The organism is Microcoleus sp. B9-D4, assembly GCF_036705105.1.
Lineage (GTDB): Bacteria > Cyanobacteriota > Cyanobacteriia > Cyanobacteriales > Microcoleaceae > Microcoleus.
On the sequence record NZ_JAUBTS010000003.1, the window covers coordinates 222,126 to 236,384 of the forward strand.

Sequence of the window (14,259 nt, forward strand, 5' to 3'; positions counted from 1 at the left end):
AAGTTCGTAGTAAGCACTTTAGTGCAAATGGAGATAAAACAAATGGCGTACAGCGATTTTAAGTTAAATGAAGTAAGTCAACGGTTTGGTTTGACGGTGAATGAAGCGTCGGGAATGTTTGCGGATGTACCGGAAGCAGAATGTAGCGATTTACTGGTGACTATTCTAGGTGAAAATGTTGATTTGGCGGTGGCGATTAATACGGAAAAAGCCCGCTCGGAAATGATTATTAGTCCAGTTTTGTTAGAGATTAGGCGCAAATTTAAGGGTCAAATTAGCTTATTTTCGGCGGTGGACTTTACGGTTGATGTCCACCAAGGTTTAAATGGCATTTGTGATTTTATTATTAGACATCTTGCAAAAATAACTAGGACGGGCAAGATGCCCATCCCACAAGAGTTATTTTTTCTTGTGGGATGGGCATCTTGCCCGTCCAATAAATTTATGGAGACGAAGAATGAAAAGTTAAAATCGGGGTTGGCGCAGTGTATTGCGGAAATGGTAGCAGCACAGTTATTTAATGAAAAACAAAAAAATGAAATTAAAAGTATTTATGGAGTAATCACTATCGGCACGATTTGGCAATTTTTAAAGTTACAGGATAAAGTAATTTCGATCGCTCTAAGCGAATATTATATTAAGGATATCAAGAAAATTTTAGGTATAGCGGTTCTCAAGCGTGGTGAGGTATGGGGGCGAGTCCTATGCCCTATGCCCTATGCCCTATGCCCTATGCCCTATGAGCACCTCATGTTACTGAGAAAGGCTATATCTTAGTCAGCGCCATTCAACAGCCATAAAAACCCACTCCCCATTACCCATCATGTCTACCGCACGTCACCACGCTGAATGGTTATCTCTGGTTGAAGCTTCCGGGCCTTTTTTAAGTTTACCGGTATTGCTGAAAGTGTTTCCCAGCGGGTTAGATGCCCATGACTCGGAACATTTTAAGCTGTTACGGTTAGCCTATGAAGAATGGCAGGATAATCAACTGGGGGCGCGTCCTGAAAAAGCGATTCATCGCGCTTGGGTGGAATTTGTTTTGCGGCAGACTTTGGAATTGCCGGAGGAGGTATTGTTAGAAGGGCAGCGCATTCCGCCTGGGTTGCAAACCAGTGTTGCACAACAGGGCGAAACTCTCCGGCCAGATTGGGTAATTGTTAATCCTCAAGAAACATCTAATGCAGGGACGCCCCGGCTATTAGTTCAGATTGTACCTGCCCAACAGGATTTGGAGAAACCTTTGGCAGGACAACGCTGGAAAGCAAGTCCCGCAACTCGGATGATGGAATTATTGCACGCTGCTAATGTGCGGTTGGGGTTAGTAACTAATGGCGAACATTGGATGTTAGTTAATGCGCCTAGAGGTGAAACCACGGGTTTTATTTCTTGGTATGGGACGCTGTGGTTGGAAGAACATTTGACGTTGCGGGCGTTTCGCAGTTTGTTGGGGGTGAGGCGGTTTTTTGGGGTGGATGACTCGGAAATACTGGAAACTTTGCTAACTCAAAGTATTAGCGACCAGCAAGAAGTTACAGACCAATTGGGTTATCAGGTACGGCGGGCCGTGGAGGTGCTGGTACAGGCATTAGACCGCATTGACCAAGATAGAAATCGCACTCTTTTGCAAGATATTTCGGAACCTCAGCTTTACGAAGCGGCGCTGACGGTGATGATGCGTCTGGTGTTTCTGTTTTCAGCGGAGGAACGGAAGTTGATTCCTTCGGCGGGGGGAGAAGCGCTTTATCACGAATATTATGCGGTTTCTACCATTTCCGCTAAGTTACGCAGCGATGCGGATAAGTTTGGTGAGGAGGTGTTGGAACGCCGCAGCGATGCGTGGTGTCGGTTGTTGGCGACGTTTCGCGCTGTGCATGGGGGAATTCGCCACGATTTGCTGGATATTCCGGCCTATGGCGGCAGTTTGTTCGACCCGGACAGATTCCCGTTTTTGGAGGGGCGAGTGCGGGGAACTCGCTGGCAGGAGATTTCTGCTGAACCTATCCCTGTGAACAATCGGATTGTGTTGCATTTGTTGGAAGCGTTGCAAATTTTGCAAATCAGAGTGGGTGGGACGCTGGAACCGCGCCGACTTTCGTTTCGGGCGCTGGATATTGAGCAAATCGGTCATGTCTATGAAGGCTTGCTCGACCATACGGCAGTTCGGGCAACGTCTCCGGTTTTAGGATTGATTGGGACGCGGGAACGGGAACCAGAGGTGGCGCTTTTGGATTTGGAGCGGCTGCAAGCCAAGGGCGAGGAGGATTTGGTCAAATTTGTCAAAGAGCAGTCGAATAAGTCCCCTGCTGCGCTGCGTAAGGCTCTCTCAGTGGTGATTTTGCCAAGGGTGCAGGAGCGGTTGCGGGCGGCTTGCAATAATGATGGGGATTTGTATCAGCGCGTTTTGCCGTTTGCTGGATTGATTCGCCTGGACACGCTGGAGTACCCAATGGTGATTCCAGAGGGCAGTGTCTATGTCACCCAAGGTTCAAATCGTCGGGAAACGGGGACGCATTATACACCGCGCAGTTTAACTGAGCCGATCGTGCAATATACCCTGGAACCGTTGGTTTATGAAGGGGTGGCTGAGGGGAAGCCGAAGGAAGAGTGGCGGCTCAAGTCAGCGAAGGAGTTACTGCAACTCAAAGTCTGCGATATGGCGATGGGGAGTGGGGCGTTTTTGGTGCAGACTTGTCGCTATTTGGCGGAACGTTTGGTGGAGGCGTGGGAAGGGTTGGAACGGGAAAATCCGGGGAAGGTGGTGATTGCGCCGGAGGGGACTTTATCTAAGTTTCGTCCTGATGAATGTCCGATTCCGAAAGATAGCGACGAACGGTTGACGGTGGCGCGGCGGATTGTGGCGGAACGCTGTCTTTATGGAGTAGATAAAAATCCTCTGGCGGTGGAGATGGCGAAGTTATCGCTGTGGTTGATTACCTTAGCAAAAGCGCGTCCGTTTACGTTTTTAGATCATGCCTTCAAGTGGGGGGATTCGCTGGTTGGGGTGAATTTGGAACAGTTGCGCTACTGGAATTTGGACACGACGGGTACGCCTGCTTTGTTTGCGGATAAGATTCGCCGGGAGGTTGAACAGGTAATTGAGTTGCGGCGGCAAATTGCAGCGAAACCTGGGATGACGGCGCAAGACCAAACGGAGAAGGCTTATTTGTTGGCGAAGGCAAATGCTGTTGCTAATGATTTGCGCGATGGCTGCGATTTGCTGGTTGCTAGTTATTTTAACGATTTGTCTGAGGTGGAACGAGAAGGGTTAAGGCAAACGCTGTTAACGGCGTTTCGGGATGGGGCGAGTGTTTCTGACGAGGTGCGTCAGATGTTGCCTGATTTAGAGAAGTTGCGCCCGTTTCACTGGGAGTTGGAGTTTCCAGAAGTGTTTTTGCATGATTCAGCACCCAAGGGGTTTGCTGCTTTAGTTGGAAATCCACCATTTCAGGGAGGCAAAAAGATTACTGGTGTACTCGGTACGGATTATCGGGATTTTCTGGTAGAAAGAATTGCAAGTGGAAAAAGAGGAAATGCTGATTTATGTGCTTACTTTTTCTTAAAGGCGCAACAGCTACTTAGTTCTAATGGTGGATTTGGTTTAGTTGCGACAAACACGATTGCCCAAGGAGATACGCGCGAGGTAGGCTTAGACCAACTAATTGCCAATGGCTGTGTGATTCCTCGTGCTGTACCCAGTCGCAAATGGGATGGAACTGCTAGTTTAGAAGTCGCTCATGTTTGGCTTCATCAGGGGCGCTGGCAAGGTGAATTTATCTTAGATGAAAAGCCTGTTTATGGAATTACACCATTTCTGACAACATCAGCAAAAGTGGTAGGAAACCCTTATCGTTTAGCAACGAACCAGGATAAATCTTTCATAGGTTCATATGTGTTAGGTATGGGTTTTGTCCTGACTCCAGAAGAAGCCCAAGCATTAATTGAAAAAGACCCTTGCAACAAAGATGTTTTATTTCCTTATCTAAACGGTCAGGATTTGAATACTAACGCCGACCAATCACCGAGTCGCTGGGTGATTAATTTCCACGATTGGGCGTTGGATGCTGAACATGACGATCCGAAGAAGCCGAAGGGTAGACCTTATGCAGTTGATTATCCTGATTGTTTGGCAATTGTAGAAGAGAAGGTTAAGCCTGAGAGAACACGGCAGAAAGAAAACGGGGAATTTGTGCTTAGGACACCGCTACCGCAAAAGTGGTGGATTTATGCAGACAAACGTCCAGCACTCTATGATGCGATCGCAAATAAGAAGCGAGTTTTAGTCCGTGCCCGTGTTAGCAATACTAACTCTATCACATTTGTGACAACAAATTTAGTTATGTCAGAGATGATAGTAGTATTTGATTTTGAAGATTATACTTCATTAGCGATTTTGCAATCAATGGCACATACTGAATGGTTTATTTACCATTCTTCAACTCTTGGTGCAGGAACTCGATACACTCCCTCAGACTGTTTTGAAACCTTCCCCTTCCCCTCACACATTTGTAGTAAAAACTTCAGTCCTTCAAGCACTAAAGTGTTTCCTACAAACCTAGAAGATACTGGCGAAAAATATTACACCCACCGCCAAAGCATCATGCAAACTCGCCAAGAAGGATTAACCAAAACCTACAACCGCTTCCACAACCCCGACGAAACCGCCGCCGATATTCAACAACTGCGAGAATTGCACATAGAAATGGATAACGCCGTCGCCGCCGCCTACGGTTGGCAAGACATAGACTTAGGACATGATTTCCACGAAACCAAACAAGGATTGCGCTACACCATCAGCGAAACCGCACGGCGGGAAGTGCTAGATAGACTCTTGCTGCTGAATCACCAACGCTACGCCGAAGAAGTCGCCCAAGGGTTGCACGATAAAGGGAAGAAAAAGGGGAAAAGTGGGGGAAAAACTGCTAAAAAACAGGTATCATCTGAGGGACAGTTAAGCTTATTTTGATTAGCAGATGAAACCAACGTTCGTAGTAGGGACTTCAGTCCTTCTCGCACTAAAGTGCTTACTACAAAATTTATTCTACTTTTAGCCCACTGCATAATCACTCATTTCCCGCATGAAAGGAGGATAAAAACCTAACACAATATTTTGTTTTGGTACACCCAAATTGACTAAATCTGCTGCAATATCATGTTCTGTTGAATTGTAAAAAATCCAGATTTTCTCATTGCGAATATCAAGATGTATTATACAATCATGTACCCAGCGTTTATGCTGCCAACCCAGATGCACAATTTGATAGTGATTTCGCTGTGTATCAAAGATAGTTTCAACTTCAATATCACCATAAGCTGGCTTAATTTCTGCGTAATCCATCAATAATTGCTGTACAATTTGCTGATAGTTGGTTAATTGATCCGTTAGTTTTTCCATTGTGAAATTTGCTCCAGTTCAATGTCGTAAATAATCAATTTTACGGAATTTTCTTGCAGCATTGATGCTGGAAAATCACGTTGAAAGAAGCTGTTATAGATTAAATCGGGTATGGCTAAATAGAGAATGCGATCTGGTTCTTCACGACGCAATGCAGCCCGATAGTTAATAAACTGCCCCAGTGCTGTATGAAACTCAGAAATTGCCGATGCACTAGCTAAAAAACTTTTGACTTCTACCGCAATTTTCTCATTTCCTCGCTCTGCTGCCAGTAATCGTTCTGCCCCCAAGTCAATTTCCATATCTACACCGCCCACTTTAATTTTAAGTGGATCGTGAGTAACATTCCACCCATCCTTAGTAAGAGCAGTTTTAACAACTTGATGAAAACGATCCTTAGCCACAATAGACGATTTGATATAAAGGTGCAATTTAAAACTATCACATTTAGTGAAAGATGGTGCGTTAAGCGTAGCCGTGACGCACCCTATGTATTTAAATGTGGTATTATGCTAAAATGCTAAATTGCTAATTTATGAATATTACGAAATATTGCAATGTTATGAATATTATCCAACTCCCTGCTATACTACCGGGCAACTTAGACCTCGCAGCGATTAACGAACAGTTAAAAAATCGCGCCGCCCAACTAGATTGGAGTAGCGTCATTTCTGCCAACGAACAACATTTAGCAGTCTTATTAAATGGTCTTAGTTTAGATGATAGCGATGTCATCGACTTAGAAAATCCTACAATGTCCGATAACATTGCTCAAAAAGTTGTACATTATTTCAATACCCATCAAAATAGTGAAAACAATAACCATCAAAATAGTGAAAACAAGCATCCTTCTATTTTAGAAACCCCAAGTTATTATCAAATTCGGGCAGAATTAGAACAAGCAATATTAGATGATTTACTCGGCCCAGCGGGAGGAGACTATGAAGAGATAGACGAAATGCGAGTTAGCGATCGCTATCTCGTCGGATTAATCGCACCTAGCGATCGGCATATTGTACCCGAAGAACTCGAAGAAACGCCCGAACAAATGGATGAATTAGCCATTTCCGGTAGCGGTACTTTAGAAGAAGGCACAACCGAAAGTAACATTCTCCCCGCCGAGAAAATGTTTCCCTCCGCAATTGGCATGACTTTTTGTGTTGATGGAAATGCCAAAGCAATAAAAGTAAAAGCAGGGTGGGGACAATACGAAAGAGAGAAAAGCGAAAGCGTCCAAACTTCCACTGGCGAAGCAAAAACCTTGTGGCGACGCTACCCCATTCGAGGAACATCACCGGATATTGTCTTAAAAGTAGGTACGATTAATCCTTGGCAAATCGATCCAGAAAAAGCAGTATTTGTTCAAGGTCAAATTCGCCAACAGCATCAAGATTGGATTGTGACTCTCTTTTTAGTTAATGGACAAAAAGAACCGGAAATTAGACGCGATAGCGCTTGGTTATTTCAACCAGAATTAAGCGTTGAGTCTGCCGACTCCAATTATCCCGATATTTTCATTAAACGGCGACTGAAACGCCAACTCGGTAAACTCAATCCCGTCTTATTTGCCGAAGAACAAGCAATGGCGATGCAGTACCGCGACTGCATAGAATTTGCCGTTGGACACGGGACGGGCGTACACGCGGAAATTTTAGCCGGAAAGTGCGATGGGGAAGCCAGCCAAAAACATCGGGCTATCCGCCTTGCGACTAAAGTCGTCCCCGCTTACGAAATACCCCAAACTACGCCGCCAACTATTGAGGAAATACCGGGACTGGCGGGATTAATTTTAGATATGAAAGAACTTGCAGAAATTCCAGATTTATCAACTGCTTTAAGTTCTTTAACTATTGCTTATAGTGAATGGATTACCCAACAAAATGCGAAAATTGCCGACTCCACCGCCGATTTAGAGGATTATCAGGAGGCGGCAAAATCAGCCTTGGCAAATTGTCAAATAACTTGCGATAGAATTCAAGCAGGAATCACATTATTACAAACAGATTCTCAGGCTGCTGAAGCGTTCCAATTTATGAATCTCGCCATGTGGAAGCAGCGGATTCACTCAATTTATGCAGAAAATAAACGGCGCGGCGAAGCCAGCGAATGGGATAATATTGATATTCCCAAGAATCGCACCTGGCGACCGTTTCAGTTAGCTTTTATCCTGCTAAATCTTCCCAGTATCACCGAATTAGACCACCCAGATCGATGTCATCCCACAGATGCGATCGCAGATTTACTTTGGTTCCCCACCGGCGGCGGTAAAACCGAAGCCTATCTAGGATTAACAGCTTACACCATTGGACTGAGAAGATTGCAAGGAGATATTGCCGGACGTTCCGGCGCAGCAGGCGTTGCTGTCCTCATGCGCTACACCCTCCGCCTCTTAACATTACAACAATTTCAACGCGCCACAACCTTAATTTGTGCCTGCGAAGAAATCCGCCGCCAAGATGAAAATAAATGGGGAAAAGAACCGTTTAGAATTGGGTTATGGGTAGGGATGAAAACCACACCCAACCGAACCGAACAAAGCAATGAATTTCTCAAACAAAAACTCGGACAATACCAACCCACTAGCAGCGGTTCCCCGCATCAATTAACTAACTGTCCTTGGTGTGGTTCTCAAATTGACCCCGGCAAACAACATATTAAAGTAGAATCATTTGCCAAAGGACAAGGACGCACTTTAATTTATTGTGGTGATGCTTTAGGCAAATGTTTATTTACCCAAAAACAATCTCCCACCGAAGGTTTACCCATCGTAGTTGTAGATGAAGAAATCTATCGTCGTTTGCCAACATTAGTGATAGCAACTGTTGATAAATTTGCCCAAATGCCCTGGAATGGCGCTGTACAAATGCTATTCGGACAAGTAGACGGATATTGCACCCGTCACGGTTTTCGTTCTCCTGAAATCGAAGATACAAACTCTCACCCCAGTAAATACGGACTCCCCACTGCTAAAACAATTCCTACCAATCCCTTGCGGCCGCCAGATTTAATTATTCAAGATGAATTACACTTAATTAGTGGCCCTTTAGGAACCCTAGTCGGACTCTATGAAACCGCCGTAGATAAACTGGCATCGTGGGAAGTGAACGGTAAAATAGTCCGCCCAAAAGTAATCGCTTCCACTGCGACAATTAGACAGGCGCGTGACCAAGTACATAACCTATTTTTGCGCCAAGTGCAAGTTTTCCCTCCCCAAGGATTAGATATTGAAGATAACTTTTTTTCCTGTCAGCGTCCGCCTTCTGAGGATTATCCAGGTCGGCGATATTTGGGGATTTGTGCCACAGGAAGGCGATTAAAAGCAGCATTAATTCGCGTTTATACAGCAGTATTGGCAGCCTCTCAATATTTGTTTGAAAAATATGGCGATTCTGTTGACCCTTGGATGACCTTAGTGGGTTATTTTAACTCCATGCGGGAATTAGGAGGAACCAGGCGTTTAGTGGATGATGACATTCAATCTCGCTTAGGAAAAACCGACCGCCGAGGGTTAGCAAAACGTCTGAGGCTGGAAGTAGAAGAATTGACCTCGCGCAAAAATTCTACCGATATTCCCATTGTATTAAATTGGTTAGAAACTCCTTTTTCCTCAGAGAAGTCCAACAAAAGTAACAAGCGCAAACCCTTAGATGTTTTACTAGCTACTAACATGATTTCTGTGGGCGTAGACGTAAAACGTTTAGGCGTAATGGTAGTCACTGGTCAACCCAAAAATACTGCTGAATACATCCAAGCAACCTCGCGGGTAGGGCGAAGTTTCCCCGGTTTAGTATTTACTGTTTATAACTGGGCACGACCGAGAGATTTATCTCATTACGAGCAATTTGAACATTATCATGCTACCTTCTATCAGCACGTTGAAGCCCTCTCAATTACTCCTTTTGCCCCCCGCGCCCTTGACCGAGGATTAGCTGCTTTATTCGTTTCCTTAGTGCGTTTGGCAGGTAGCGAATTAAACGCGAATGATAAAGCTGGTAGGATTTCTCGCCATCATCCTTATGTAGAAGCTGCTATGAATGCGATTTGCGATCGGGCTTTGGCAGTAGGAGATACTAAGACCCGCGATTTAGTAAAACAGGAATTAGAAGCTAAATTAGACTATTGGTTAGCAGAAGCAGCGGATACAACGGGAGGAAAAATCTTAGGATATCAGACTAAAAAAGACGGGCTCACAATAGGATTATTAGAACAACCCGGACAAAGCAATTGGCAATCATTTACTTGTTTAAATTCCTTGCGAAATGTTGAACCGAATATTGGATTAATTTTAGACGATCGTATCCCCGATGATGACGATCGTCCAATACAATCAAGGAGTGAAACTACCCCAATTGATTTAAACTTTTAGAAGCAATTCCCCACGATTCCCTTGTCAGCCAACGGGCGCGCCGTCGGCACCACCGCTAGATATTTGCACAAATCATTTAGGTTCGCCATATATTAGTTAATACAATGACAACAAATCAATCCTCTTCTAAAAACAAAGTCGGCGAACTCCGACCCAGCCAAATTTTATTTTCTTCAGGCATTGGTTCTATTGTAGATTTACCCAATTTATCAACAATGGTAATGGGATTAGATGATTGGGAACTCACTCACGCCTCAGAATTAGGAGAAGCCCGATTACTAGCAGCAGTGCAAAAAGAAATCGGTAATCAAGTCAAAAAACTGCTAACGCCACCTATATCTCAATCAAACAACCTTATCCCTAACTTATTTGATGAAAGCGCCAAAGTAGGAATTCCAGTCTCACCTTTCCCCACCTGGGTAGTTTGTCCCCAATGTCGATTACTCGCACCTTTAAGAGCGGGGCTATTTGCGTTAAAAACCGACCGCCATCGACCCGACCAAAATCGCTACATTCATAGTAATTGTCGCAATTTTTCTCCAACAGCCATCCCGGCCAGATTTTTAGTAGCTTGTCAACACGGACACTTAGATGATTTTCCCTGGCGCTACTTCGTTCATAGAGGTAACAGTAATTGCAAAGGTTCTCTGCGTCTCTATGAATATGGCATCTCTGGGTCTGCCACCGATATTGAAGTAAAATGCGATAGTTGCGGTAAATCTCGCCGAATGTCCGATGCCTTTGGCGAACTTGGTAAAATGAATATGCCTCAGTGTCGCGGCCGCCATCCCCATTTACGCAACTTTGCAGAAGACGGATGTACCAAGCAAATGAAAACTATCTTACTCGGTGCATCAAATAGCTGGTTTCCCATCACCCTTTCTGTACTCTCGATTCCCACTACTATTAATCAACTGGGGCAACTAATTGATAAACATTGGACGGTGTTAGAAAAAGCTACTACAATTGATATTTTAGCTGCTTTCCGCCAAATCGGTCAACTCAAAGAATTTGCTAAATATTCAGATGGTGAAATCTGGCAAGAAATCGCACAAAAACGTCAAGGGGCTGGGGAAGCCCCCCTTCTGGATGTGAAAGATATCAAAACCCCAGAATGGCAAGTTTTTTCTCACGTAGACACCAGTTTAAATAGCGCTGATTTTCGGTTAACATCTGTCGCCCCTCCTGATGGTTACGAAGCTTATTTTGAAAAAGTTGTCTTAGTAGAACGCTTGCGAGAAGTTCGTGCTTTAGTTGGTTTTTCCCGCATCGAATCTCCTGGTGACTATGCTGAAACTGGAGAATTACCCGAAGAATACTGGGCTCCTTTGAGTCGTTCTGAACCTACATGGGTTCCAGCTTCAGAAGTGCGCGGCGAAGGTATTTTTATGCAGTTTCAAGAAGAAAAATTACAAAAATGGTTATCCAGTACACCTGGATTAAAAACTTACGAACAACAAAGCTTAGAAGCGCATCGTCGTTGGCGCAGGGCGCGTTCCTTAGATCCTGATACTAATTTCCCCGGTATTCGTTATATTTTACTTCATTCCTTCGCTCATGCTTTGATGCGACAATTAGTAATAGAATGTGGTTACAATGCTGCTAGTTTGCGGGAACGCATTTACTCAAAAGATCCTAATGAAGATAATGGCCCAATGGCGGGTGTATTGATTTATACAGCCGCACCAGACAGCGAAGGTACGCTAGGGGGATTAGTCAGTTTAGGTGAACCAGGTACTTTTGGTCGTCATATTGACCAAGCTTTAGAACAAATTGGTTTATGTGCTTCTGACCCTTTATGTGCAGAACATAGCCCTTTACAAAATACAACTTCTTTGCATTGGGCGGCTTGTCATGCTTGTTTGTTTAGTCCTGAAACATCCTGCGAACGGGGCAATAAATATCTCGATCGCACTTTGTTAATTCCTACTATGAATGCTGATTTATCTGAATTAGCTTTTTTTGAGTAATTCTATATCTAAAGTTGAGTGACAAGCTGCTAATACAAGCTATTCTCTAGGCAGCTAACGCTGCCCCCGCTTAGCAGCTATTTTAACGCACAAAGATGCAGACCAAAACCCCCACCGATACAGCTAAAAGACGAAATAAAGAAAACGGTTCATCCAAAATAAAACCCAAGGCAAGTGTTACCTTAGAACGAACCAAACCTTTGGTCAAAGATGAGCAAAAAGTTGAAGAAAAATCCCAACACCAATCCCCCGATAGCGATTCTCCCCAGCTTTTATCACCAGAAATTAAGCTAGTTTGCACCCAAGACAATTTAGCCAACCATCTCGAACTTGTTAGCAAAGCTGTCCCAGCAAAACCCACCCACCCCGTGTTAGGAAATGTCCTCTTAGTTGCTTGCAAAAAAACGCAGCGAGTCCAACTTACCGTCTTCGACATGAGATTGGCTATTCAAACCTCCTTTGAGGCCAACGTTCAATCTCCCGGCGACATGACTATTCCAGTCGGACTTCTCAGTGATATTGTCGGGAAATTCTCGCCCGGAGATATCACTTTGGTCAGTCGCGAAGCCTTGAATCGCGAAGGTGAAGATAGCGAAGATAGCGAAGATAGCGGGAATAACATCACCTTGCCAGAGGCTAGCAACAGTCCAGTTGCTACCTTAATTGCTGCTTGCGGTCGCTATCAAGTTCGAGGGATTTCGAGTGAAGAATTCCCTGCCATTCCTGAAGTAAAAACAGCGCAAACAATTTGCATCCCCGCTGAAACGTTGAAAGAAGGGCTGAAAGGGTCACTATTTGCCACCGCTACCGATGAAGGCAAGCACATCCTGACAGGTGTTTACTTCAAAATCTGCCAAGATAGCCTCGAATTTGCTGCCACAGACGGCCACCGTTTGGTTGTCCTCAATACTTCAATTCAAGGTTTTTCTAAGAAGAAACAAGCGGAAATTGCACAGCCTCTAGAGCTTACAGTCCCAGCTAAATCGCTCGCCGAACTGGAGCGAATTTTATCGAGCAGGACATCCGCTGACCCAGTAGAGCTTTCTTACAGCACTGAGAGCGCTCTGGTAGAATTCCGGTGGGGAGCGCAGCGCTTAGTAACGCGCTGTTTAGAAGGCACATACCCAGCTTATCCCGATTTATTGCAGCAGGATTTCCAACATCAGGTAACGCTGGAAAAAGCACCTTTCATCAAAGCTATAGAGAGAATTGCTGTGCTGGCAGACAAGAAAGAAAAAACGCTCAGCATCCGCATTAATAGCGAAGCACAGCAAGTGTCACTGTCGCTTTTCAGAGAATTTGGAAACGGTTTGGAACAGATGGCAGCGCACGTTAACTCAGACAGCAATTTGTCAATTTCATTCAACATAAAATACCTGTTGGAAGGTGCAAAAGCGATCGCTAGTTCCCAACTCCAAATGCACCTCACTCAGCGCGACGGCCCCGCCATTTTAGTTCCTGCTGGCAACCGCTCCAAGCCCAACATCCTAATGGATGCCAAATACTTGTTAATGCCGATTTTCAAAGACTGATGTCTTTTGCAAAAAAGGCTCGCTTGGCAGAAGTAAAAATATTGAGTTTTTTACTTCTCTCTTCTTCTGAGTGCAAACTCCGCAAATATGACTCTAATTCTCAGCAAACAATGGTTGAGTCGATGGGGGATACTACTCCCCGCACCTCTCAGTTAGATCTGGGCGTGCGAGTTTCCCCGCACCCAGCTCCCGATGTTCTTAGCTTTCGCTTTTGCTCATGTGTAGATAATCGTGGCAGCTTTCGTGAACCGCTAGAAGGTTGTTAATTTTCGAGTTACTATGGTTTCCGTCTACATGGTGTAGATGTACCTTTTCATCGCCTAGCATTTTTAGACCACATTTCCCACATTTATGGTTTTGCCGTTTTAAAGCTTTAGAGGTTTCGCCGTTATAGAGCTTGCTGTTACGTTCACTCCAGTAGGCTATATCTCCGTCGTAGGGTGACTTCTCCCCTTTGACATTGACAAATTTGTTTTCGGAGTAAGGAACCGTCGGGAATGCTTTATCAAGCAGTTTCTTGCTGGTGTAGCGAGATTGTTTCGATTCCTTATTGAATACCTTGAAGGCTCTATTTTGGGTAAACCACAGTGATAACCGTGACCCTTCCAACTTACAGTAGCGATGGTAATTTCTCCAGCCTCTAACTACAGGGGCTAATTTCTCAGCTTTGACCGTAGCACCATAATTCGAGTTGTTAACGATGTGTTTTACCTTTTGACGAAACGCTTTAAAATTGTCCGTTGATGGGACGCATCTAAACTTTCCGTTGTTTTGCACTTTGAAATGCCAACCGAGGAAGTCAAATCCATCTGTCGTAGCTGTTAGCTTAGTTTTCTTTTCACTAACCTTCATGCCTCGTTCTGCCAGAAATTCGCTGACTTTATCAAGTATTGCCTTCGCATCATCTTTAGGTTTCAGAATTAGTCGGGTAAAGGGATTACATCGCTGTAACCCCCTCCCCTCAAAACCGGACTTGTACCTTTGGGCACATCCGGC

The 14,259-nt window shown here is 44.6% G+C and carries 8 protein-coding genes; 5 read left to right on the forward strand and 3 right to left on the reverse strand.

The window, feature by feature from the left end; translation table 11 throughout:
• Window positions 1–42: 42 nt before the first annotated feature.
• Both QUB24_RS03265 and QUB24_RS03270 read left to right on the forward strand, forming a co-directional pair.
• Entirely contained in the window at window positions 43–777 is a 735-nt protein-coding gene (locus QUB24_RS03265) for a hypothetical protein (RefSeq protein WP_445300378.1), read from the forward strand.
• 46 nt (window positions 778–823) lie between these two features.
• Window positions 824–4,966 carry an Eco57I restriction-modification methylase domain-containing protein gene (locus tag QUB24_RS03270; RefSeq protein ID WP_333150591.1) on the forward strand — a complete coding sequence of 1,381 codons (4,143 nt, stop codon included), beginning with the start codon at window positions 824–826 and terminating at the stop codon, window positions 4,964–4,966.
• An 81-nt stretch (window positions 4,967–5,047) separates the two neighbouring features.
• Here the strand turns inward: QUB24_RS03270 and QUB24_RS03275 are convergent, their stop codons facing one another.
• Entirely contained in the window at window positions 5,048–5,395 is a 348-nt protein-coding gene (locus QUB24_RS03275) for a XisI protein (RefSeq protein ID WP_333150593.1), read from the reverse strand.
• Entirely contained in the window at window positions 5,383–5,799 is a 417-nt protein-coding gene (locus QUB24_RS03280) for an element excision factor XisH family protein (protein ID WP_332968503.1), read from the reverse strand. The genes QUB24_RS03275 and QUB24_RS03280 overlap by 13 nt, the downstream gene beginning before the upstream one ends.
• Before the next feature lie 158 nt (window positions 5,800–5,957).
• Between QUB24_RS03280 and drmA the strand changes: the two genes are divergently transcribed.
• The 3 genes from drmA (at window position 5,958) to dnaN (ending at window position 13,263) form a co-directional block, all read left to right on the forward strand.
• On the forward strand, window positions 5,958–9,761 hold the full coding sequence (drmA, locus tag QUB24_RS03285; RefSeq protein ID WP_333150595.1) for a DISARM system helicase DrmA: 3,804 nt from the start codon (window positions 5,958–5,960) through the stop codon (window positions 9,759–9,761).
• Window positions 9,762–9,865: 104 nt separating this feature from the next.
• A complete protein-coding gene (locus QUB24_RS03290) occupies window positions 9,866–11,731 on the forward strand; it encodes a DUF1998 domain-containing protein (protein ID WP_333150597.1) in 1,866 nt (621 codons plus the stop codon).
• 95 nt (window positions 11,732–11,826) lie between these two features.
• The gene (gene dnaN, locus QUB24_RS03295; RefSeq protein ID WP_333150599.1) at window positions 11,827–13,263 is read left to right on the forward strand and encodes a DNA polymerase III subunit beta; all 1,437 of its coding nucleotides are present in this window, start codon (window positions 11,827–11,829) and stop codon (window positions 13,261–13,263) included.
• A 198-nt stretch (window positions 13,264–13,461) separates the two neighbouring features.
• Here dnaN and QUB24_RS03300 read toward each other — a convergent pair.
• The coding region (locus QUB24_RS03300) for a group II intron maturase-specific domain-containing protein (RefSeq protein WP_333150601.1) at window positions 13,462–14,259 on the reverse strand (798 nt) is incomplete at its 5' end.